Origin of the sequence: Streptomyces sp. CB02056 (assembly GCF_001905545.1) — a bacterium.
Taxonomy (GTDB): domain Bacteria; phylum Actinomycetota; class Actinomycetes; order Streptomycetales; family Streptomycetaceae; genus Kitasatospora.
This window is the reverse complement of the sequence record NZ_LIPD01000026.1, coordinates 46,064-67,724: the sequence shown is the minus strand read 5'-3', so window position 1 is coordinate 67,724 and position 21,661 is coordinate 46,064. Positions and strand designations below refer to the sequence as shown.

14 protein-coding genes are annotated in these 21,661 nt (G+C 73.1%); 5 read left to right on the top strand and 9 right to left on the bottom strand.

Going from position 1 to position 21,661, the window contains the following annotated elements; all coding sequences use genetic code 11:
- Positions 1-86: 86 nt before the first annotated feature.
- From AMK13_RS39840 to eccD, 3 genes are all read right to left on the bottom strand, one after another.
- Entirely contained in the window at positions 87-2,294 is a 2,208-nt protein-coding gene (locus AMK13_RS39840) for a polyribonucleotide nucleotidyltransferase (protein WP_074006412.1), read from the bottom strand.
- 454 nt (positions 2,295-2,748) lie between these two features.
- On the bottom strand, positions 2,749-3,039 hold the full coding sequence (rpsO, locus tag AMK13_RS39835; protein ID WP_031072625.1) for a 30S ribosomal protein S15: 291 nt from the start codon (positions 3,037-3,039) through the stop codon (positions 2,749-2,751).
- Positions 3,040-3,267: 228 nt separating this feature from the next.
- Complete coding sequence (gene eccD, locus AMK13_RS39830; RefSeq protein WP_049651682.1) at positions 3,268-4,728, bottom strand: type VII secretion integral membrane protein EccD; 1,461 nt, start codon at positions 4,726-4,728, stop codon at positions 3,268-3,270.
- Positions 4,729-5,135: 407 nt separating this feature from the next.
- Here eccD and eccCa point away from each other — a divergent pair, with 407 nt between their 5' ends.
- Complete coding sequence (gene eccCa, locus AMK13_RS39825) at positions 5,136-9,080, top strand: type VII secretion protein EccCa (RefSeq protein WP_074006411.1); 3,945 nt, start codon at positions 5,136-5,138, stop codon at positions 9,078-9,080.
- A 468-nt stretch (positions 9,081-9,548) separates the two neighbouring features.
- The gene (locus AMK13_RS39820; protein WP_049651684.1) at positions 9,549-10,952 is read left to right on the top strand and encodes an APC family permease; all 1,404 of its coding nucleotides are present in this window, start codon (positions 9,549-9,551) and stop codon (positions 10,950-10,952) included.
- Between the two features lie 69 nt (positions 10,953-11,021).
- On the opposite strand, the gene AMK13_RS39815 is transcribed toward AMK13_RS39820, so the two are convergent.
- The 6 genes from AMK13_RS39815 to AMK13_RS39790 form a co-directional block, all read right to left on the bottom strand.
- A complete protein-coding gene (locus tag AMK13_RS39815) occupies positions 11,022-12,269 on the bottom strand; it encodes a hypothetical protein (RefSeq protein ID WP_074006410.1) in 1,248 nt (415 codons plus the stop codon).
- 58 nt (positions 12,270-12,327) lie between these two features.
- A complete protein-coding gene (locus tag AMK13_RS39810) occupies positions 12,328-12,867 on the bottom strand; it encodes a SigE family RNA polymerase sigma factor (RefSeq protein WP_074006409.1) in 540 nt (179 codons plus the stop codon).
- A gap of 143 nt (positions 12,868-13,010) precedes the next feature.
- Entirely contained in the window at positions 13,011-14,246 is a 1,236-nt protein-coding gene (mycP, locus tag AMK13_RS39805; protein WP_241853233.1) for a type VII secretion-associated serine protease mycosin, read from the bottom strand.
- 98 nt (positions 14,247-14,344) lie between these two features.
- Positions 14,345-14,635 (bottom strand): WXG100 family type VII secretion target, encoded by a 291-nt coding sequence (locus tag AMK13_RS39800; RefSeq protein ID WP_049657362.1) that lies wholly within the window; start codon positions 14,633-14,635, stop codon positions 14,345-14,347.
- Between the two features lie 120 nt (positions 14,636-14,755).
- Complete coding sequence (locus tag AMK13_RS39795) at positions 14,756-15,061, bottom strand: WXG100 family type VII secretion target (protein WP_063780319.1); 306 nt, start codon at positions 15,059-15,061, stop codon at positions 14,756-14,758.
- A gap of 185 nt (positions 15,062-15,246) precedes the next feature.
- Entirely contained in the window at positions 15,247-16,929 is a 1,683-nt protein-coding gene (locus AMK13_RS39790) for a type VII secretion protein EccB (RefSeq protein ID WP_049657366.1), read from the bottom strand.
- Between the two features lie 186 nt (positions 16,930-17,115).
- On the opposite strand from AMK13_RS39790, the gene eccE reads away from it, so the two are divergent.
- The 3 genes from eccE to AMK13_RS39775 all read left to right on the top strand — a co-directional run bounded on the left by eccE (position 17,116) and on the right by AMK13_RS39775 (position 21,607).
- Complete coding sequence (gene eccE / locus AMK13_RS39785) at positions 17,116-18,549, top strand: type VII secretion protein EccE (RefSeq protein WP_079272941.1); 1,434 nt, start codon at positions 17,116-17,118, stop codon at positions 18,547-18,549.
- Positions 18,549-19,316, top strand: coding sequence for a hypothetical protein (locus AMK13_RS39780; RefSeq protein WP_049657368.1), 768 nt, complete (start codon positions 18,549-18,551; stop codon positions 19,314-19,316). The genes eccE and AMK13_RS39780 overlap by 1 nt, the downstream gene beginning before the upstream one ends.
- A 134-nt stretch (positions 19,317-19,450) precedes the next feature.
- Positions 19,451-21,607 (top strand): MinD/ParA family ATP-binding protein, encoded by a 2,157-nt coding sequence (locus AMK13_RS39775; RefSeq protein WP_074006408.1) that lies wholly within the window; start codon positions 19,451-19,453, stop codon positions 21,605-21,607.
- The last annotated feature ends 54 nt before the right edge of the window (positions 21,608-21,661 follow it).

Here is a 21,661-nt window from a genome sequence, read left to right as displayed (position 1 = left end):
GGGCACGTACGGACGAACGCGTGGACAACGGGGTGCGGCCCGCACGCCGTGAGGCGTACGGGCCGCGGGGGTCAGCTAGCGGCGCTTCACTCGGAAGCGGCCTCGCCGCCCTCCTCGCCCTCGATGACCGGGATCAGGGAGAGCTTGCCGCGCGGGTCGATCTCGGCGATCTCGACCTGGACCTTGGCGCCGACGCCGAGGACGTCCTCGACGTTCTCGACGCGCTTGCCGCCGGCCAGCTTGCGGATCTGCGAGATGTGCAGCAGGCCGTCCTTGCCCGGCATCAGCGACACGAACGCGCCGAACGTCGTGGTCTTGACCACGGTGCCCAGGTAGCGCTCGCCGACCTCCGGCATGGTCGGGTTGGCGATCTGGTTGATCGTGGTGCGGGCGGCCTCGGCGGCCGGGCCGTCGGCGGCACCGATGTAGATGGTGCCGTCGTCCTCGATCGTGATCTCGGCGCCGGTGTCCTCCTGGATCTGGTTGATCATCTTGCCCTTGGGGCCGATGACCTCACCGATCTTGTCCACCGGGATCTTGATGGTGATGATGCGCGGCGCGTTCGGGGACATCTCGTCGGGCGAGTCGATGGCCTCGTTCATCACGTCGAGGATGTGCAGGCGGGCGTCCTTGGCCTGCTTCAGCGCGGCGGCGAGCACCGACGCCGGGATGCCGTTCAGCTTGGTGTCCAGCTGGAGGGCGGTGATGAAGTTGCGGGTACCGGCGACCTTGAAGTCCATGTCGCCGTACGCGTCCTCGGCGCCGAGGATGTCGGTCAGCGTGACGTAGTGGGTCTCGCCGTCGATCTCCTGGGAGATCAGGCCCATCGCGATACCGGCGACGGCGGCCTTCAGCGGCACACCGGCGTTCAGCAGCGACATGGTCGAGGCGCAGACCGAGCCCATCGAGGTGGAGCCGTTGGAGCTCAGCGCCTCGGAGACCTGGCGGATGGCGTACGGGAACTCCTCGCGGGTCGGCAGCACCGGCAGCAGGGCGCGCTCGGCCAGCGCGCCGTGGCCGATCTCGCGGCGCTTGGGCGAGCCCACGCGGCCGGTCTCACCGACGGAGTACGGCGGGAAGTTGTAGTTGTGCATGTAGCGGCGGCGCGTCTCCGGGGAGAGCGTGTCCAGCTGCTGCTCCATGCGCAGCATGTTCAGCGTGGTGACGCCCAGGATCTGGGTCTCGCCGCGCTCGAACAGGGCCGAGCCGTGCACCCGCGGGATGGCCTCGACCTCGGCGGCCAGGGTGCGGATGTCGGTGACGCCGCGGCCGTCGATGCGGACCTTGTCCTTGATGACGCGCTCGCGGACGACCTTCTTGGTCAGCGCGTTGTAGGCGGCGCTGATCTCCTTCTCGCGGCCCTCGAACTCGGGCAGCAGCTTCTCGGCGGCCAGCGCCTTGACGCGGTCCAGCTCGTTGTTGCGCTCCTGCTTGCCGGCGATGGTCAGCGCCTGGGCGAGCTCGTCCTTGACGGCGGCGGACAGCGCGGCGAGGACGTCGTCCTGGTAGTCCAGGAAGACCGGGAACTCGCCGGTCGGCTTGGCGGCCTGGGCGGCCAGCTGCGCCTGCGCGGCGCACAGGACCTTGATGAACGGCTTCGCGGCGTCCAGGCCCGAGGCGACGATCTCCTCGGTCGGCGCCTCGGCGCCGCCCTCGACGAGCTTGATGGTCTTGTCGGTGGCCTCGGCCTCGACCATCATGATCGCGACGTCGCCGTCCGGCAGGACGCGACCGGCGACGACCATGTCGAAGACGGCCGACTCCAGCTCGCTGTGGGTCGGGAAGGCGACCCACTGGCCGTTGATCAGCGCGACGCGGACGCCACCGATCGGGCCGGAGAACGGCAGGCCCGCCAGCTGGGTGGAGGCGGAGGCGGCGTTGATCGCGACCACGTCGTACAGGTGGTCGGGGTTGAGCGCCATCACGGTGACGACGACCTGGACCTCGTTGCGCAGGCCCTTGACGAAGGACGGGCGCAGCGGGCGGTCGATCAGGCGGCAGGTGAGGATCGCGTCCTCGGAGGGCCGGCCCTCGCGACGGAAGAACGAGCCGGGGATGCGGCCCGCGGCGTACATCCGCTCCTCGACGTCCACGGTCAGCGGGAAGAAGTCGAAGTGCTCCTTCGGCTGCTTGGACGCGCTGGTGGCCGACAGCACCATGGTGTCGTCGTCCAGGTAGGCCACGGCGGAGCCGGCGGCCTGACGGGCCAGACGGCCGGTCTCGAAGCGGATGGTACGGGTGCCGAAGGAACCGTTGTCGATCACGGCCTCGGCGTAGAACACGTTCTCTTCCACCTGGAAGATCTCCTCTTTCGTACGTCTCCGGGAGAGCGTCCCCGCGTACTGCCTGCGGTGGGCCCCGGGCCCTCCTCGGGGAGGGCGGCAGTCGGGCCGGTCTTCGATCGAAGCCTCCGGAGTGCCCCGCTCGGTCTGCGGGGGTTCCGACGGCCACTACCGAGGACCGGCGCCTCACGGCTGCCGGGCCCGGAAGGGCGGTCCGCGTCTGGACGCTCTCTCGGATGCGGGCGGCTTCCGTTTGAAGCCTTCGTCCCGCGGGGGGTTGGGTCCTTCTGCCCGGGTGGCGCGCTGGTGCGCCATCACCCGGCATGCCCACAACCCTACGGTGCAATCCTCGGCCACCTGGGGAGGTGCGCGCGAGTTGTTATCTGCGGGCGCCGCGGCTCAACGGCCGCGGCATACGCGCGAGGGGCGGCTCCCCGGTGTGGGGAGCCGCCCCCGAGCGGCGGTCTTAGCGGGCGCCACCGGCGGCACCGCGGCGGATGCCCAGGCGGTCGACGAGCGTACGGAAGCGCTCGATGTCCTTCTTGGCCAGGTACTGCAGCAGGCGGCGGCGCTGGCCGACCAGGATCAGCAGGCCACGACGCGAGTGGTGGTCGTGCTTGTGGGTCTTGAGGTGCTCGGTCAGGTCCGAGATACGACGGGAGAGCATGGCCACCTGGACCTCGGGGGAACCGGTGTCGCCCTCCTTCTGGCCGAACTCGGCGAAGATCTGCTTCTTGACGTCAGAGGCGAGAGCCACTGCAACTCCTTCAGGGTCTACCGAGCGGTCCTGGTCGACAACACAGGACTCATCGAGAACTCGGTGTCGCGGGCGCGGCCGGCGGTCGTCGGCCCACGGGGGGCGGACACACGGCTGCGCTCGAAGGCCAAGCGTACCAGTGCCGCCCACCCGGCCGTTCGGCGGTCGGGCGGGCGGCTCCGGGGACGGTTCCGGGGCCTCCGCGGGCGGCCCCGGGGGGGCCTGCGGTCAGCTGGTGGCGCCGCGGACCAGCCGGTAGACGTCCAGGACGGCGAGCGCCAGCGGGACGAGCGAGATCAGGGTGAGGCTGTCCACCAGGTCCAGGATGCGCCCCCAGAACGGGGAGACCCCGAGCCGCGGCACCACCAGGGCGATCGCGGTGAGCAGCGCGGCGCCGAAGGCGATCGAGGCGGTCAGCCAGATCGTGCGCAGGTCGAGCTCGGTGGTGGAGCCGGCCGCCCGCAGGAAGAACTGCGGGGTGTGCAGGGACAGCCCGACGATCAGCAGGCTCAGGCCGAGCAGGCCGGCCACGGTGAGGCTGAGCACCTGCGCGGTGTAGCGGAACAGCCGGGCGCGCAGCATGGTGGTCAGGCCCAGGGCGAGCGCGAGCACCTCGGGGAAGGTCTCGTCGGTGAAGCCGAGGACGGCGCAGGCGCCGACCACGACCGCGGCGCAGCCGCCGACCAGGCCGACCAGCACCTCGTGCCCGCGGCGGGCCTGGTGCGCGATCCGCTCGTACTGGACGGCCTCGGCGCGCTCGGCCTCCTCGTCGTAGTCGCGGCTGCGGGTGCGGGTCTGGCCGGGGGCGCTGAAGCCGACCGGCAGCCGGGCGAACCGGGCGGAGAGGCTGGGCAGGAAGCCGACCACGGCGACGGCGGCGACGCCGGTGACGGCGGCGATGTGCCCGGCCGGGGTCTCCGGGAGCAGGACGGCCGCGAAGGTGGCGAGCGCGCCGGCGGTGGAGACCAGGGCGGCGGCGACGAACACCGCGTCCTTCTCCGGCAGCAGGCCGGCCAGCAGTACGGAGACCACCAGGGCGGCGACGCAGCCGACCAGGAACTGGAGCCGGCCGGGGCCGTCCCCGAGGTGGGCGACGGCGATCACGCCGCTGCCGCCGATCATGGCGTGCGGCAGCGCGCCGAGGCCGAGCGCGACGGCCGCGTGGGCGTCCTGGTAGACCCGGGCGCGGACCCCGGCGAGCGCGGTGAGCACGACGGCGGTGACGCCGGCCAGCACGCCGGGCAGGCCGTGCATGTCGTGGCGCAGGTCGGAGAACCAGAGCGCGAAGCCGAGCAGGGTGAGCAGCACCCCGGCGCCGATCAGGCCGAAGCCGCGCATCAGCTCGGCGGTCCAGAACCGGCGGTCGGCCTCGACGGCGCTGGCGATCGCGTCGGCGACGTCGTCGTAGACGGCCGGCGGGAGCGACTCGGCGAAGGGGCGCAGCGCCAGCAGGTCGCCGTCGCGGACCTGCTGGGCGGCCAGCGGCAGCCCGCTGTCGAGCACCGTGCCGTCCCGGCGGACCAGGTGGAAGCCGGTGGGGGTGCCGTCGGGCTGGCTCTGGTTGGCCAGCCGCAGCACCTCGGGGTAGACGTCCGCGAGCGGGACGTCCTCGGGCAGGGCGACGTCGATCCGGCGGTCCGGGGCGACGACGGTCACCCGGCAGTAGCCGGTGGCGGCCGCGGTGCTCACGCTCCCACCCCGCTTCGCCCGGCAGGCGCTCCGCCCACTGCGCGGTGTTCGATGATGAGCTCGCTCCGCTCACTCATGCCCGCACCTCGATCCTTCGACGCACGTGGCGCTCCCCCTTGTTGACGGTGCCGAGGCCCGGCGGCGCTCGGTGTTGCTGTGGAACCGGCCCGACCGGGCCGCGAGTTGGCGCGGCGTTACCCTACCCGTTCGGTTCGTGTCCGGTGCCGGTGCGTACCGGGCCCTGGCGGGCGGTGCGGGGGCGACCGTTAGGATCGGCGCCTGCGCAGAGGTACGGGGGCTGCGCTGGGTGGGGCGTCCCCAGTCACCGGATTCCCGTACGGAGCGTGCGCAAGTCACGTGAGGGCTGATGCCGAAGTGATCGATCGACGCCGCGGGGTGGATGACACATGGGTGTGATCACGGTCAAGCGACCGGCCAGGGCGTATCCGCCCACCGTGCCGGACGAACCGGTGGAGCTGGTGAGCCCGCCCGAACTGCCCCGGCAGGGCGGCGAGGACTGGCTGATGAGCATCCTGCCGATGCTGGGCATGGGCGGATCGGCGGTGTTCTTCTTCTCGCCGGGGGCCGCCGCACCCATGAAGATCATGGGCGGTCTGATGATCGCCTCGACGGTCGGCATGGTGCTGGCGCAGATCGTCCGGGCCCGCAAGGGCGGCTCGACCGCGATGGCGGACGAGCGGCGCGACTACCTGAAGTACCTCCAGCAGACCCGCCGCCAGGTGCGCCGCACGGCGGAGCGCCAGCGCGGCGCGCTGCTGTTCCTGAACCCGGCCCCGGACCAGCTCTGGTCGATCGTCGAGGACGGCCGCCGGCTGTGGGAACGGCGCACCGGGGACGGCGACTTCGCGCAGATCCGGGTGGGCCTCGGGCCGGTGCAGCTGTCCACGCCGCTGGTGGCGCCGCAGACCGCGCCGATGGACGAGCTGGAGCCGCTGTCGGCGGCCGCGATGCACTCCTTCCTGAAGGCCCACGGCACCCTCCAGGACCTGCCGCTGGCGGTCTCGCTGCGGGCGTTCTACCACATCACGGTGTGCGGGGACCCGGACTCGGTGTACGGGAACGTGCGCGCGATGATCGCCCAACTGACCACCCTGCACTCGCCGGACGACCTGATGGTGGCGGTCGCGGCCGCGCCCGGCGCGGCCGAGGAGTGGGAGTGGACCAAGTGGCTCCCGCACAACCAGCACCGCAAGGAGGCCGACGGCGCGGGCTCGCGCCGGCTGTTCGCCGCCGACCTGGGCGACCTGGAGTACCTGCTCCAGGACGAGCTGGCCGGCCGCCAGCGCTTCGTGCGGGAGGTGGCCCCGCCGGCCGACCAGCCGCACCTGGTGGTCGTCATGGACGGCGCCGGGGTGCCGCACGACTCGCTGCTGGCGAGCCCGGAGGGCGTGCAGGGCGTGACGGTCATCGAGGTGGTGCCCGGCGAGGTCGACGAGCCCAGCGGGCACCTGATGGTGACGGTCAACGCCGAGGAGCTGGTGCTCCGCTCGGCCTCCGGCGCGACGTACACCGGCAAGCCGGACCTGCTCTCGGTGTGGCAGTCCGAGGCGCTGGCGCGGCAGTTGGCGCCGTACCGGATCTCGGCCGGCGGGGACGACGAGCCGCTGCTGTCCAACCTCGACTTCACCGACATGATGAGCTCGGGCGACCCGGGCTCCTTCGACGTGGCCCGCAGCTGGCGCCCGCGCGCCCAGCACGAGCGGATGCGGGTGCCGATCGGTGTCGGCGCCAACGGCGAGCACGTCTACCTGGACATCAAGGAGGCCGCGCTGGAGGGCATGGGCCCGCACGGCCTGTGCGTCGGCGCGACCGGTTCCGGCAAGTCGGAGCTGCTGCGCACGCTGGTGCTGGCGCTGGCGATGACCCACTCCTCGGAGATCCTGAACTTCGTCCTCGCCGACTTCAAGGGCGGTGCGACCTTCTCCGGCATGGCGGACATGCCGCACACCTCCGCGGTGATCACCAACCTGGAGGGCGAGCTCACCCTGGTCGACCGCATGCGCGACGCGATCGAGGGCGAGCTGCACCGCCGCCAGGAGCTGCTGCGCTCGGCGGGCAACTACGCCAACATCCACGAGTACGAGCGGGCCCGGGCGGCCGGCGCGGCGCTGGACCCGCTGCCCTCGCTGGTGCTGATCATCGACGAGTTCTCCGAACTCCTCAGCGCCAAGCCCGACTTCATCGAGATGTTCATCCAGATCGGCCGGATCGGCCGCTCGCTGGGCGTGCACCTGCTGCTGGCCTCGCAGCGCCTGGAGGAGGGCAAGCTGCGCGGCCTGGACACCTATCTGTCGTACCGGATCGGTCTGCGCACCTTCTCGGCCGCGGAGTCCCGGGCGGCGATCGGCGTGCCGGACGCCTACCACCTGCCGCCGGTGCCGGGTGTCGGCTACCTGAAGTTCGGCGAGGACGTGATGGACCGGTTCAAGGCCGCCTACGTCTCGGGGCCGTACCGGGCGCCGGGGCAGCAGCGGTCGACCGGCGGGCGACGGGTCGACACCCGCCCGGTGGAGTTCACCGCCGCCTTCGTGGACCTCCCGGACCCGGTGGAGGTGGAGGTCGTCCCGCAGGCCCCGGAGCAGGACGACGCGCTGGTGGACACCGTCCTGGACGTCTTCGTCCAGCGGATGGCCGGCCAGGGCCCGGCCGCGCACCAGGTGTGGCTGCCGCCGCTGGAGGAGGCGCCGAGCATGGACCACCTGCTGCCGCCGCTGCAGGTCGTGCCGGAGCGCGGGCTGACCGCGCCCGGCTACCCGGCGGGCCGGCTGCGGGCGCCGATCGGCATCGTCGACCGGCCGCGCGAGCAGAAGACGGACATCCTGGAGGTCGACTACGCGGGGGCGGCCGGCCACGGTCTGATCGTGGGCGGCCCGCGCTCCGGCAAGTCGACCGTGGTGCGCACCATGGTGGCCTCGTTCGGCCTCACCCACACCCCGCTGGAGGTGCAGTTCTACCTGCTCGACTTCGGCGCGGGCAGCTTCCAGTCGCTGGGCGGGCTGCCGCACGTCGGCGGGGTGGCCGGGCGCCTGGACGTGGACAAGGTGCGCCGGATGGTCTCCGAGGTGCACGGGGTGCTCAACCGGCGCGAGGAGCTGTTCCGGGCCGCCGGGATCGACACCATCGCCACCTACCGGGCCCGCCGGGCGGCCGGCCAACTGCCGGACGAGGCCTTCGGCGACGTCTTCCTGGTGATCGACGGCTGGAACACCTTCAAGCAGGAGTTCGAGGGCCTGGAGCCGGTGATCGGCGACATCGCCCAGCGCGGCCTCGGCTACGGCGTGCACCTGGTGATCACCGCGGCCCGGTACGCCGAGGTGCGCCCGGCCCTGAAGGACCTGCTGCAGAACCGGACCGAGCTGAAGCTCGGTGACGCGATGGAGTCCGAGGTCGACCGCCGGGTGGCGCAGAACGTCCCGTCGCTGGCCGGGCGCGGCATCACCCCGGAGCGGCTGCACTTCCTGTCCGGTCTGCCCCGGCTGGACGGCTCCTCCTCGGTGGAGGACCTCCAGAACGGCGTGGCCGGGCTGGTCGCCGCCGTCGACGGGGCCTGGACCGGCCCGCGCGCCCCGCAGGTGCGGATGCTGCCGGCCGTCCTGGACGGCCACGCGCTGCCGAAGGGCTTCGAGCACCCGGAGCGCGGCGTCGCCTTCGGCGTGGACGAGGCGGAGCTGGCACCGGTCTTCGTCAACTTCGAGACCGACCCGCTGTTCATCGTCTTCGGCGACACCGAGTCCGGGAAGTCGGCGGTGCTGCGGATGCTGATCAAGCAGATCACCGAGCGGTACACCCCGGACCAGGCCGGCATCGTGGTCGGCGACTACCGGCGCGCGCTGCTCGGCACCGTGCCGCCGGAGTACCTGGTGGAGTACGCGGCCGCGCAGCCGGCCATGGCGGCCATCGTGGACATGCTGCGCGGCGCCTGCTCGCGCCGCCTGCCGGGCCCGGACGTGACCGCCGAGCAGCTGCGCAACCGCAGCTGGTACAGCGGCAAGGACATGTTCGTGATCGTCGACGACTACGAGCTGGTCGCGACGAGCTCGGGCAACCCGCTGGCCCCGCTGGCCGAGTTCCTGCCGTTCGCCCGCGACATCGGCCTGCGGGTGATCGTGGCCCGCAGCGCGGGCGGCGCCGGCCGCTCGCTGTACGAGCCGGTGCTGCAGCGGATGCGCGAGCTCGGCGGCCAGGGCGTGATCCTCTCCGGCAACCGGGACGAGGGCGCGCTGCTGGGGACGGTCAAGCCGCAGGCGCTGCCGCCGGGCCGCGCCGTCTTCGTGTCACGCCGCGTGACCAGCGGGCAGATGGTCCAGACGGGCTGGCTGCCGGTGGCGTAGCCGCGCCGGCCGTCACGGACGGTGAGCGAAGGGGTCGGACTCGTGGAGTCCGGCCCCTTCGGCGTCCCGGGTTCCGAAACGTTACCTAGATCTTTCCGGGCGGGGGCTGCGGTTCCCGTACCCCGCCGGGGAGTTGCCGGGCGTCTCAGGGGCACCTGGGCGTATCACCGCTCACTCGAAGTACGACCTTGGAATCGCGGTCCGCCCTCTTTGTTCACCTTCGATTCAATTGCCATGTGGCCAAAGTAACAAGTCGGACAAAGCTGGCAATGACCGAACGTGATCATCGGATCGTATGTCTATGCCGTTCACCGCAACGGATTCCGAAGCAGTTCCGGCGTTGACGCGATCAATACGCCCAAGGTTCCATGGCGGCCAGGGAGCGCCTGGAACCGGACACCGAGCAACCAGCCAGCGGAGGCGATACCGCTCCCACCCCAGCACCGCACAGAGCCGATCGGAAGCCACATGACCGACACGCTTCGCCCGCCACAGACCGTAGCCGCCCCCGCGGCCGAGGCGGCAGCGCCCCAGCAGCTCAAGCGCTCGATCGGCGTCGTGGGCGGCACCCTGCTCACGCTGTCCTGCGTCACCCCCGCCTCGACGCTCTTCGTGATCGTGCCGGAGCTGTTCTCCAGCATCGGCAGCGCCACCGCGCTGGCCATCGCGATCGGCACCGTGCTCTGCGTCGCGGTCGCGTTCTGCTACTCCGAACTCGGCACCCTGATCCCCAGCGCCGGCGGCGAGTACGCGATGGTCGGCACCCTGGCCGGGCGGCTGATGGGCTGGCTGGTCTTCGTGCTCTCCCTGATCGTGGTGATGATCGTCCCCTCGGTCATCGCCCTCGGCACCGCCGACTACCTCGCGCCCGTCCTGCACCTCGACAAGGCCATGACCGGCGCCGCCGTGATGCTGGCCGCCACCCTGGCCGGCCTGCTCGACCTGCGCGCCAACGCCTGGATCACCGGCGTCTTCCTGGTCCTGGAGGTCATCGCGGCCGGCGTGGTCTCGGTGCTCGGCTTCGCCCACACCAACAGCGACGCCCCCAGCCTGCTGCACGGCGTGGTCACCGGGGACGGCGGCGCCACCACCACGGTGAGCGTCGGCGCCATCGTCGGCGCGCTCGGCATCGCCCTGTTCATCACCCAGGGCTTCTCCACCGCCGTCTACCTGTCCGAGGAGCTGGAGAACCCGCGCCGCAACGTCTCGCGCACCGTGCTGTGGACGCTCGGCATCTCCTCCGCGATCATCCTGGTCCCGGTCGTCGCGATCACCGTGGGCGCCCCCGACCTGCAGACCCTGGCCTCCGGCGACATCTCCGGCATGGTCACCGCCTGGAGCAACTCCGCGGTCGGCACCTTCATCAGCCTCTGCGTCGCGCTGGCCATCATCAACGCCGGCATCGTCATGGTCATCCAGAACTCCCGGGTGCTGTTCGCCTCCGCCCGCGACAAGGCCTGGCCGGAGCCGGTCAACAAGGCCTTCGGCACCCTCGGCCGGTTCGGCTCGCCGTGGATCGCCACCCTGGCGGTCGGCCTGCCCGGCGCCGCGCTCTGCTTCGTCAAGGGCGAGCTGCTGAGCAACATCACCGGCGTCGCCGTCACCGGGATGTACCTGCTGGTCGCGATCGCCGCGCTGCTCTCCCGCCGCGGCCACCACAAGCACGCCTCCGCCTGGCGGATGCCGCTGTGGCCGGCCGTCCCGGTCGTGCTGATCGCCGTCCTGGTCTACGTGATGACCAAGCTGGACACCGAGCCCCTGCTGTGGACCGGCGGCATCACCGCCGCCGCCACCCTCTACTGGCTGTTCTACCTGCGCCCCCGGCAGGACACCCGCTGGGTGATCAGCCTCCCCGAGGACCAGCAGGACTGACCCCCACCCCTCCCCCACACGGCGGTGCCCCGGGCCTCCCCCAGGCCCGGGGCACCGCCGTCTCCCGCGCTACTTCTTCGGCGTCCACTGCGGGCTGGTGGCGACCGCCCGCAGCTCCGCCTCGGTCAGCAGCGGATCGCCCTTCGACACCAGCGTGACCAGGACCTCCACGCCGTCCGGCCGCATCGCGTCCACGACCTGCACCCCCTTCGGGACCTTGGCCGCCGCGCCGCGTGCCAGGAGCCTCGTCCCGTCCGGCAGGGTCTCCGCGCCCTGGTACGCCTCCGGCCCCGGCCGGTCGTCGGGGGCCTTCGCCCAGTTCTCGACCGTCAGCGTCAGGGTCCCGGTCCGCCCGCCCCCGGCCAGCTCGAAGTCCGCCCGCAGGTCCCGGCTCCTGCGGTCGGTCACGGTCACCCCGGCGGGCAGCAGCCCGGTCAGGACGGACTCGCGGTCCTGCAGCGACAGGCCCGGGTCGATCGCCTCGGTGTCGACGCCGTCGAACCTGAGGGCCGCGACGACCCGGTTCCAGGACGGGTCCGTGACGACGGCCTTCAGCTGGTCCGGCGTGAGCGGCGGGTTGGGCCGGCTGTCCGGCGCGTCCTTCTCCTGGGGCGAGTTCCACTCGCTGAGGCCGATCAGCCCGCCGTCCGGACGGGCCACCGAGGCGCGCCACTCCTTGGTGGTGGCCCGGTGGTCCGGGTACTCGTAGCCCTGGGTGAGCATGAGCTTCGACCCGTCCGGCAGCACGGTGACGGCGCAGGAGTCCAGCGAGGCGAGCTTGAGGTCCGTCGGGCAGGTCTGCGGCTGGACGTCCTTGGGGCGGTGCTTCTGGATGCTGAGGCCCATCAGCGACCGGCCCTGGCCGTCGTCGAACACCAGGTTGGCGTCCGCGTACATCCCCTTGTTCTCGTCGGTTCCGTGCCCCTTCGCGTCGGACACCTGGCCCTTGGGCAGCAGGGCCTGGAAGGTGGCGACCACCTCGTCCCCGGTGATCACCACCGGGGCGGAGGACTTCACCGAGGTCGGGGTGGCCGAGGCGGTGGCGCCTTCGCCGCCGGCGGTGGCCGCCGGGGCGGAGGCCGCGCTCACCGTGCCCGCGTCCCTCGCCCCCGGGAAGCCCAGGTACACCGCGCCGGTGCCCACCAGGGCCAGCGCCGCCGCCCCGCCCACCACGGCGGCGGTCGAGCGGCGGCGCCAGCGGCCGCGGCCGCGCCGGTAGCCGCCCGCGACCAGGTCGGCCTGGCCGGGGCGGAAGCCTTCGCCCGTACGGGTGAGGGCATAGAGAAGATCGTCCTCGAACTTGTCCGGTTCGGACATGGGTGTTCACCGTCTCCTTGCGTCGCGGGTGGTGGTGAGAGGTACCGGGCGGCCGGCCTCAGCGGGCGGCGAGCTCGGCCAGCGAGTCGCCGAGCAGGGTGCGCAGCCGGGCCAGGGCCCGGGTGGTGCGGGTACGGACGGCCCCGGAGGAGACCCGCATGGCCTCGGCGGTCTCCTCGACGCTGCGGTCCTCCCAGTAGCGCAGCACCAGGACCGCGCGGTCCTTGGGCGGCATCCGGCCGAGCGCGTCGAGGAGGGTCAGCCGCAGCGTGCGGTCGGCGTCCTGCCCCTCCGGCTCCGGCAGGGCGTCGCTGGGGCGCTCGCCGCTGGAGCGGCGGCGCTGCTGGGCGAGGAAGGTGCGCACCATCACGGTGTGGGTGTAGGCCGCCGGGTTGTCGATCCGGCCGCGGCCGGTGAAGGCGCTGCGCCGCCACAGCACGTACATCCGGCTGAGGGCCTCCTGCACGAGGTCCTCGGCGTAGTGGGTGTCGCCGCTGGTGAGCAGGCAGGCCGAGCGGTACAGGTGGCCGGTCCGGCCGGAGACGAGTTCCAGGAACTCCGCGTCCTTGGCCTCCCGGCCCGCCCCGATCCACCCCATGCGCCCTGCCCCCCGCGGTCCGCCGTCCCTGACACTTCATCGATGCGGCGGGCGGGCTGCGGTGTTACAGGGGTTCCGGCGGTTCTTCGACGCGCCGGCCCGGTCGGGCCCCGAGCTGGCGGGGGTCGGGCGTGAGTCGGGCGTCAGTCGGCGGACTTGCGGCGGTGGTCGCGCAGCACCGTGCCGCCGCCGATCAGCAGGGCGACCAGCAGCGCGCCGACGCCGAGGACGTACGTCGCGGTGCGGCCGTCCCGGTCGGCCTGGGTCTCGCCGAGACCCACCGGGCGCGGCACGATCGGCGCGGCGGCGAGCTGCACCGGGGCGTCCGGGGTGGGCGCGAAGGGCGCGTCGTCGGGGGCCTTGGTGACGGCCCTGACCGGGTCCACCACGCCCCAGCCGGTGAAGTTGTCCGGCTCGCGCTGGGTGCGCTGCGCGGTCTGCTCGATCCAGGCCCGCACCTGGGCCGCCTTCCAGTTCGGGTGGGCGCTCCACAGCAGCGCGGCGAGCCCGGAGACGTACGGGGCGGCGAAGCTGGTGCCGTTGTCCACGCACTGGCCGCTCCCGGGCACGGTGGACAGCATGTCGACACCGGGCGCGGCGACCTTCACGAAGCCGCCGTACTGGGAGAACGGCGCGCGCTCGTTGTTGCGGTCGGAGGCGCCGACGGCCAGCACGGTCGGGAAGGCGCCCGGGTAGGTGTCGCCCTCCTTGCCGTCGTTCCCGGTGGAGGCGACCACCACGATGTTCTTCGCCTCGGCGTAGTCGATGATGGCCTTCAGCTCCTGGTACCCGCCGAAGCGGGCGTCGCCCGCGCCGCGCACGTCCTGGGAGATGTTGATGACCTTGACGCCGGGCTGGTCGGCCGCCTTCCTGATCGCCGTGACCAGGGTGGAGACGTCGCCGTTGCCGTCGCTGTCGTTCTGCCGGATCGAGAAGATCCTGGCGTCGGGGGCCAGTCCGACGAAACCGGTGGCCTTCCTGGGGCCGGCCGCGATGATCCCGGCCACCTTGGTGCCGTGGCCGACCGGGTCCTCGATGGACTTGCCCGGGATCGCCTCCTTGGTCTCCCGGTTGACCAGCAGGTTGGGGCCCTCGTCGACCTTTCCGCTCAGCTGCGGGTTGTTGACGTCCACCCCGGTGTCGATGACCGCGACCGTCACGCCCGCGCCGGTGGTCTTCCCGCCCTGCCACAACTCGTCCAGCAGCAGGCGCTGCAGCGACCACGGCACGGTCGGCACGTCGGGCGCCGGCTTGGGGCAGTCGCCGGCCGCGGCCAGTCCGGGCCCGCCCTCGGCGTACGCCGGGGCGGCGAGCGGGCCGCCCAGCACCGCGAGCGCGGCGAGCGCCGCGGCCGCCTTCCGGTACCCGTGTCGGGACACCCTGCCACCCCTCATGTCGTCCACCCGTGTCGCGCGTCGGGGGCGGGTGCCCGGAATCCGGGTACCCGCCCCCTGCTGTTCCCTACGGAACCCGAACGTCAGCCCCAGAGCTTGGCGTTGGCGTCCTCGGTCGTCCGGTAGCTCTGCGCGGCCTGGTCCAGCGAGGTCGCGATCTGCGTGCAGGTCTTCTGCAGGTCGGCGGCGCGGGCGTCCCACTGGGCCTGGTGGGCCTGGTAGCCCTCCTGGGCCGCACCCTGCCAGCTGGAGGCGATGCGGGTGACGTTGCCCTTGAGGTCGTTCAGCAGGTGGTCGATGCGGCTCGCCGAGGCCTTGACCTCCTCGGACGCGTGGTGAACGGTCTCGAAGTTGACGAGAATGTGGTCGGACACGTTGTCTCCCTAGACGAGGGTGCGGAGCGCCACGCGGTCAGTGGCGGGCGCTCCGCGGAGCGGTGGATCGGGACAGAACGGCGGTCGGCGCGGGTGCGACGATCAACGCGGAAGCGGTGATCAGCCCTGGGCCGAGGAGAACATCGCCTTCTGCTCCTCTTCGGTGCTCGCGTAGTGCTTGGTGGTCAGCTCGATCGCGTGCTTGATCGCGGTCAGCGACTCCTTCAGCTTCGCGATGTCCTCGTTGACCCGGTTCTGCAGGGTCGTGTAGGCGCTCGCGGCCTGGCCCTGCCAGCCGCCGGTGATGCCGGAGACCGTGCTGATCAGCTTGGTCCGCTCGGCCTCGATCTTGCCGATGGCCTCTTCGATCTGCTTGGCGAACGCCAGCATCTCCTGCGCCGTCATCGTGAACTGACCCTGAGCCATGCTCCACCGTCCCCCATGAGACAACATTTTGCGTGCACGGAGGGCCCGCGAGGGGCCCCACCGTGCCATCACCCGTGTGATGTCCAGCAGCACTGTAGTCGGCACACGCAGCTCGCCCAACACCGAGCACAGAGTAGTTACCAGACCATGACACTGCGGCCAATTCGGTTGCCGCGCTTGGCCGGTCAGGCGTTCTGCGGCTGGGCGGCGCTCTTCGCGGTCAGCGGCGGACCGGCCGGAACCAGGTTCGACCACTCCTTCGGCACCGGCAGCGGCTGGACCCCCTGGTAGCCCAACCGGGCCTGGTTGCCGCCCGGTTCCTCCTGCTGGCCGGGCTCCTGGGACGGCGCCCCGGGGGCCGGCGTGGCCGTCGGCTGCGGCGTCGGCTGCTTCGGCGGGGCGCTCTGGCCGGGCTGCGGCGAGGCCGTGGGACGCTGGCCGCCGTCGCCGTTGGACGGGACGGAGTAGCGCAACCCGGTCTCGGTGATCAGGAAGTCGGTCCCGGAGCCGGCCGCCGCGTGGTCCAGCGAGCGGTAGAACAGCCCGTGACCGGGGGTCACGTAGGCGGCCCCGGCGCCGTTGTTGTACGGCGCGGGGTACGTCGTCCCGGCCCAGACGCTGCGCTTGGCGGTGGCCCCGTCCGCGGCGACGCCGTCGTAGGTGCTGCACACGACCATCCGGGCGTCCTGGCGGTCCTGCCAGTTGTTCACCGGCGCACCGGTCTTCAGCGGCCAGTCCGGCGCGGTGCCCTTCAGCGCGACGTCGCCGCCCCACTGGGCGTTGTCGGCCGGGATCATCTCGTCGCTGCGCGGCTTCTTGTCCTGGTCGTACTTGTAGAGCATCTGGTACGCCGGGTTCTGCCGGATCAGCTCCGCCTGGAACGGGGTGACCAGGAACAGCTGCTCCTTGCCGACCACGTAGTGGCGGTCCTGGTAGTGCACCAGCCGGCCGACCCGGCGGTCGGCCTGGTTGCCCAGCTCCACCTTGGAGTTGGCGCCCTGGCTGTCGGCCACGCCCTCGACCTGCGGGAAGGTGATCGGGGTGGCGGTCACCAGGGTGTCCAGCCAGTCCCGCTTGACCCGCTGCGGCACCGCGTTGGGCCCGAACACCGCGGTGATCAGCGCCTTGCGCTCCTTGTCGTCCGACTGCGGGGTGCCGATCTCGTGCTTGCGGCCCTGCGCGTCGACCAGGAACACCGCCGCACCCGAGGCGGCCGGCTGACCCGCCGCCGGCGCGGCCGAGATCTGCTGCTCGTCGGCCTGCTGCACCAGCATCAGCTGGTCCGGGCCGAGCATCCGGTCCTTGGCCGCCAGCGCCGTCGCGTCCGCCCCGGCCGCCACGAACACCGCCTGGTTGACGGTCTCCTGCTTGTCGTCCGAGCCCGGGCGGTCGCACACCGCCCACTTCATCGGCTTGTTCGCGTTGTCCGTGGTCGGCAGCTTGTCCGGCGCGTACGGGATGCCGATCGTCGGCCCGTGGTTGGGGTAGCGGTCGAGCACCCCGTCGTCCACCACCACGACCTTGGCGCCCGCGGGCAGCACCAGCCGCGCCGAGGACATGTTGAGGACCTGGTGCAGCCGCTTGGTCTTGTTGTCCTGGTCGGTGAGCACCACGTACCGGGTCGTCGACTGCTTGCCCTGGATGATGTTCTTGCCGTCGTCCCACTTCACCGGCGCACTCGGCTTGAAGACCCCCCAGAGCCCGAAGCCGGCCACCACCACCGCCCCGGCCAGCACACTCGGCAGCACCGCCTTCACCGGACGCGGCGCGTCCTCGTCGCTGCCGCCGCCGGCGGGCAGCAGGAAGGCGCCCACCGTGCGCTTGCGGGCGAAGGTGTACGCGTTCAGCTCGTCCCGGCGCGATGCCATACCTCGTCGTCCCCCTAGTCAGACGTTGTCGGGCGTTGTCAGACCGACCTGCCCCGTGGTCACCCGCCGGGCACGAACCGGCGCGAACCCTCTACGATGCGGCAGCAGACGGTGAGTACGGTACGGGTACGGTCCGCGACACAGCCAGCCGGGCCGCGAGAACGGATCAGAGAGGGCCACCGGGGGATGCCAAGCCAGACCGCTCCAGGACGCCGCCGCAGTGCGGGCGGCGGGAGGGCGCGCCGGGCCGGCCGGGCGCAGCACAGCACGCCGACGGCCGAGACCGGGACGGGGACAGGACCGGGGACGGGGCCCGACCGGCCGCAGCCGACCGGCACCGGGGGCGGCGGCGCCGTCCAGGTCCGGATCAACCCCCGACCGGGGCTGCTCGGCGGGCGGTTGAAGCTCCAGCAGCTCGTCCTGGTCGAGGTCGCGGCGGCCCTGGTCGCCGTCGGCTGGACGATCAGCCGGACGGTCGCGGCCGGCTTCGGCGCCGTCGCGCTGGTGCTGCTCGTACTCGCCCTCCTCCCGGTGCGCGGCCGCACCGTCCCGGACCTGCTGCGGGTCCGCGCCGCCCTCAAGTCCCGCCGCAGGCAGGCCCGGACGCTGCTGCCGCCGGCCGGCACCGACCCGGCGCTGGCGCCCGCGCTGGAGCTCGAACCGGGGCTGCGCACCTGCACCCACGCCACCGAGGCCGAGTTCGGCGGCCGCCCGGTCCGCCGGGAGACCGGCATGGTCGGCGACGGGACCTTCCTCACCTCGGTCCTGCTCGTCCAGGCCAAGGACCAGCCGCTGCGCCCGGTGCGCACCGCGCTGCCGCTGCCGCTGGACGTGGTCTGCTCGGCGCTCACGGTGGACGACATCACCCTGGAGTCGGTGCAGCTGGTCCAGCACACCCAGCCCGCCCCCGCCCAGCACCTGCCCGAGCAGTCGCTGGCCGCCCGCGCCTACCGCGAGCTGCCGGACGGCACCTCCACCCCCGGACTGCGGCTGACCTGGGTCGCGCTCAAGCTCGACCCGGAGCGCGCGGCGACCGCCGTCCGGGCCCGCGGCGGCGGCGAGGAGGGCGCCCGCAAGGCGCTGCAGCGGGTCACCGACCAGCTGGCCGGCCGGCTCAACAGCGCGGGCTTCAACGCGACCGTGCTGGACGAGCGCGAGCTGATCGCCGCGCTGGCCATCGCCACCTGCGCCAACCCGATCGCGGTGGCCGGCCGCCAGGGCACCGGCAGCGGCGGCGGCACCACCCGCCGCACCCAGGAGGGCAACCGGTTCTGGCGGATCGACGACCGCTGGCACACCACGTACTGGATCTCCCGCTGGCCGCAGCTCAGCCGCCCCGGCGGCGCCCCCGGCCGGATCGCCGCGCCGGACCTGGTCAACCTGATCACCGGCTCGCCGGCCCTCGCCAGCACCTTCAGCCTGACCGCCGGGCACGGCACCGGCGGCTCGGTGACGGTCAGCGGGCACCTGCGGGTGACCGGGCGCAACGAGAGCGAGGTCGGCCAGGTCGGCCGCCAGGTGGAGACCCGGGCCCAGAGCACCGGGCTCGGCCTCGTCCGGCTCGACCTGGAGCAGGCCCCCGGCATGCTCGCCACCCTGCCGCTCGGAGGGGCTTCCTGATGGCGTACCAGACCTATCCCACCGTCGGCCCGCAGCCCGGCGCCGAGCAGCGCCGCACCAGGCCGCGGATCCTGCCCGGCTTCGGACTGCGCGGCCCGCGCCGGGAGAAGCACGTCCTGGAGGCGGCCGACCTCGCGGCGCTGGCCTTCCCGGTCGGCGACGACGGCGTGGTCATCGGCGTCGACCCGCAGGGACTGCCCGCCGTGCTCGGCCTGTTCCGCCCCACCTCGTACGACCTGGTGCTCGTCGGCGGCATGTGGACCGCGCAGGTCATCGCGCTGCGGGCGGCCGCGATCGGCGCCCGGGTCGCGGTGGAGACCGCCCGCGGGCAGCTGTGGGGCCCACTGGCCCAGGCCGCCGGCGGCGGCCAGCCCTGCGTGACGGTCCACCAGGTCGGCCGGCTCGGCCCGCAGGGCGCCTCGGTGGCCTCGCCGGTCCTGGTGGTGCGCGACCTCGGCGCCCGCCCGCCGCGCAGCCGGCTCTCCGCCGCGCCCTGGCAGACCACCCTGACCCTGCTGCCCTACCTGGGCCCGAACGCCTCCCGGGTGCTGAACGCGGCCGACCTGGTCGGCGTGCAGCGGATCTCGCCGCAGGAGGCGGAACTGACCGGCCGGGTGCTCTCGCTGCCCCCGGAGGACGTGGCCGCCCTGCCCACCCTCGGCGACGACCTCACCCTGTGGGCGACCCGGATGCGGCGCCAGTACGTACGGGCCGTGGCCGGGCAGGCCGAACAACAGGTGCTCGGCGGGCCGCGCCGGATGGACTGAGCAGCGGCTCGCCGCACCGGGCGGGCCGTCGGGGAACCGAAGCCGCCTTCAACGGGGGTTGCCGTACGGCCTAGTCTTTGATGCGGCAACGGCACCGCTGAACAAGCGGCGGCGAACACGAGGGAGCCAGAAAAGTGAGCAGCGATCGGGACGGCGTCTACGTCGGCGACAACGCGGCGGAGGACGACGACGACTGGTCGGACGCGCCTGACTACACTCCCCCGTCCTGGTACGTGCAGACGGAGCCCGCTTCGGCTCCGGCCGCTGGGGCTCCGGCCGCTTCGGCTCCGGCTGCCGGGGCTCCGGCTTCGGCCGACGCCCCGGTGCCCGCCGCCGCTCCGGCGCAGACCCAGCAGGCCCCGGCGCAGCAGGCCGCTCCGGAGCAGCGGCAGGCCCAGGCTCCGGTGCCCGGCCAGGCCGCCGCCCCGGCGGCGGAGGCCGCGCCGGCCGCCGTCCCGGCCCCGACGCCCGCTGCCACGCCCACGCCCACGCCCGCCGCGCCGGTCCCGCCGGTGCAGGCCGAGGCGCAGCACGTCCCGTTCCCGGCGGCCGCCCCGGCTCCGCCGGTCGCCGAGCAGCCGCAGGCCGGTGCCCCGGCCTGGCCGACGCCGGAGGCCGCGGCGCAGCAGCCCGCGCCGCAGCCGTACCCGGCGCCCGCCCCTGCTCCCGCGCCCGTCGCGCCCGCGCAGCCGCAGAACTTCGCGCAGCCGCCGGTCCAGCAGGCCCCGCCGCAGCACCCCCAGGACCCGTCGGCCACCTGGGACCCGCAGGCCGCGTGGGCGGCCCAGCAGGCCCAGCAGGCCCAGCAGGTCCAACAGCCGCAGCAGCCGCTGCCGCTGCCGCTGCCGCCCCAGCACGCCGCCGCCCCGCAGCAGCCCGGCCCGGTGCCCCAGCCCGGCCCGGTGGACCCGCGCCAGGGCGGCTGGCCGCAGCCCGCCGCGTACCAGCAGCCGGTCCCGCCCCAGCCCGGCCCGCAGGCCCAGCCCGGCCCGCCGCTGCCGGGGCAGCCGCTGCCCGGCCAGCCGTGGCAGCAGCAGCCGCAGGCCCCGCAGCCCAGCGCGTTCCAGCAGGCCGCCGCCCCGCAGCAGACCGCGCACGGCGCGCCGCTCGGCTACACCGCCGCCGTCGAGCTGTCCTCGGACCGGCTGCTGCGCAGCCAGCCCAAGCAGCAGCGCCAGCAGCCGCGCTTCCAGTTCGGCGGCAAGGCCGCGGCGGCCGAGAAGGCCCGCAAGCTGGAGATCATCCGCACCCCGGTGCTGAGCTGCTACCGGATCGCCGTGATCAGCCTCAAGGGCGGCGTCGGCAAGACCACGACCACCACCGCGCTCGGCGCGACCCTGGCCAGCGAGCGCCAGGACAAGGTGATCGCGATCGACGCCAACCCGGACGCCGGCACCCTGGGCCGCCGGGTGAAGCGCCAGACCGGCGCGACCATCCGCGACCTGGTGACGGCCATCCCGCACCTGCGCAGCTACATGGACATCCGTCAGTTCACCTCGCAGGACCTGAACTCGGGCCTGGAGATCCTGGCGAACGACGTCGACCCGGCGGTCTCGACCACCTTCAACGACTCGGACTACCGCCAGGTGATCGACGTGCTGGGCCGCCAGTACCCGATCATCCTGACCGACTCCGGCACCGGCCTGCTGTACAGCGCGATGCGCGGGGTGCTGGACCTGGCCGACCAGCTGATCATCGTCTCCACCCCCAGCGTGGACGGCGCCTCCAGCGCCTCGACCACCCTGGACTGGCTCTCCGCGCACGGCTACGCGGACCTGGTCCAGCGCAGCATCACGGTGGTCTCCGGGGTGCGCGAGACCAGCAAGATGATCAAGGTCGAGGACATCGTCGCGCACTTCCAGACCCGCTGCCGCGGCGTGATCGTGGTGCCGTTCGACGAGAGCCTGGCGGCCGGCGCCGAGGTCAACCTCGACATGATGCGGCCCAAGGTCCGGGAGGCCTACTTCGAGCTGGCCACCCTGGTCGGCGAGGACATCATCCGGGCCCACCAGGCCGCCGCCGCCCAGCAGGCCGGCTGGCAGCAACAGGCCCAGGCCGGCTACCCGCAGCCGGGCGGCCCCCAGCCGTACGCCGACCCGCAGCAGCAGGCCCAGCCGTACCCGCAGCAGGTCGGCCAGCCCGCCCCCGGGGCGCCGTGGGCCCCGCCGCCCGGCCAGGCCCCGCCGCCCCCGCCCGGGTACGGCTACCCGCAGCAGCCCGCCCCCGGGGCGCCCTGGCCGCAGCAGCCGGGGCCGGGCTACGGCTACCCGCCGCCCCCGCCCCAGCAGTGACAGCGACGGAAGGGGCCCACCGACCTGGTGTCGGTGGGCCCCTTCCGTCGTCGT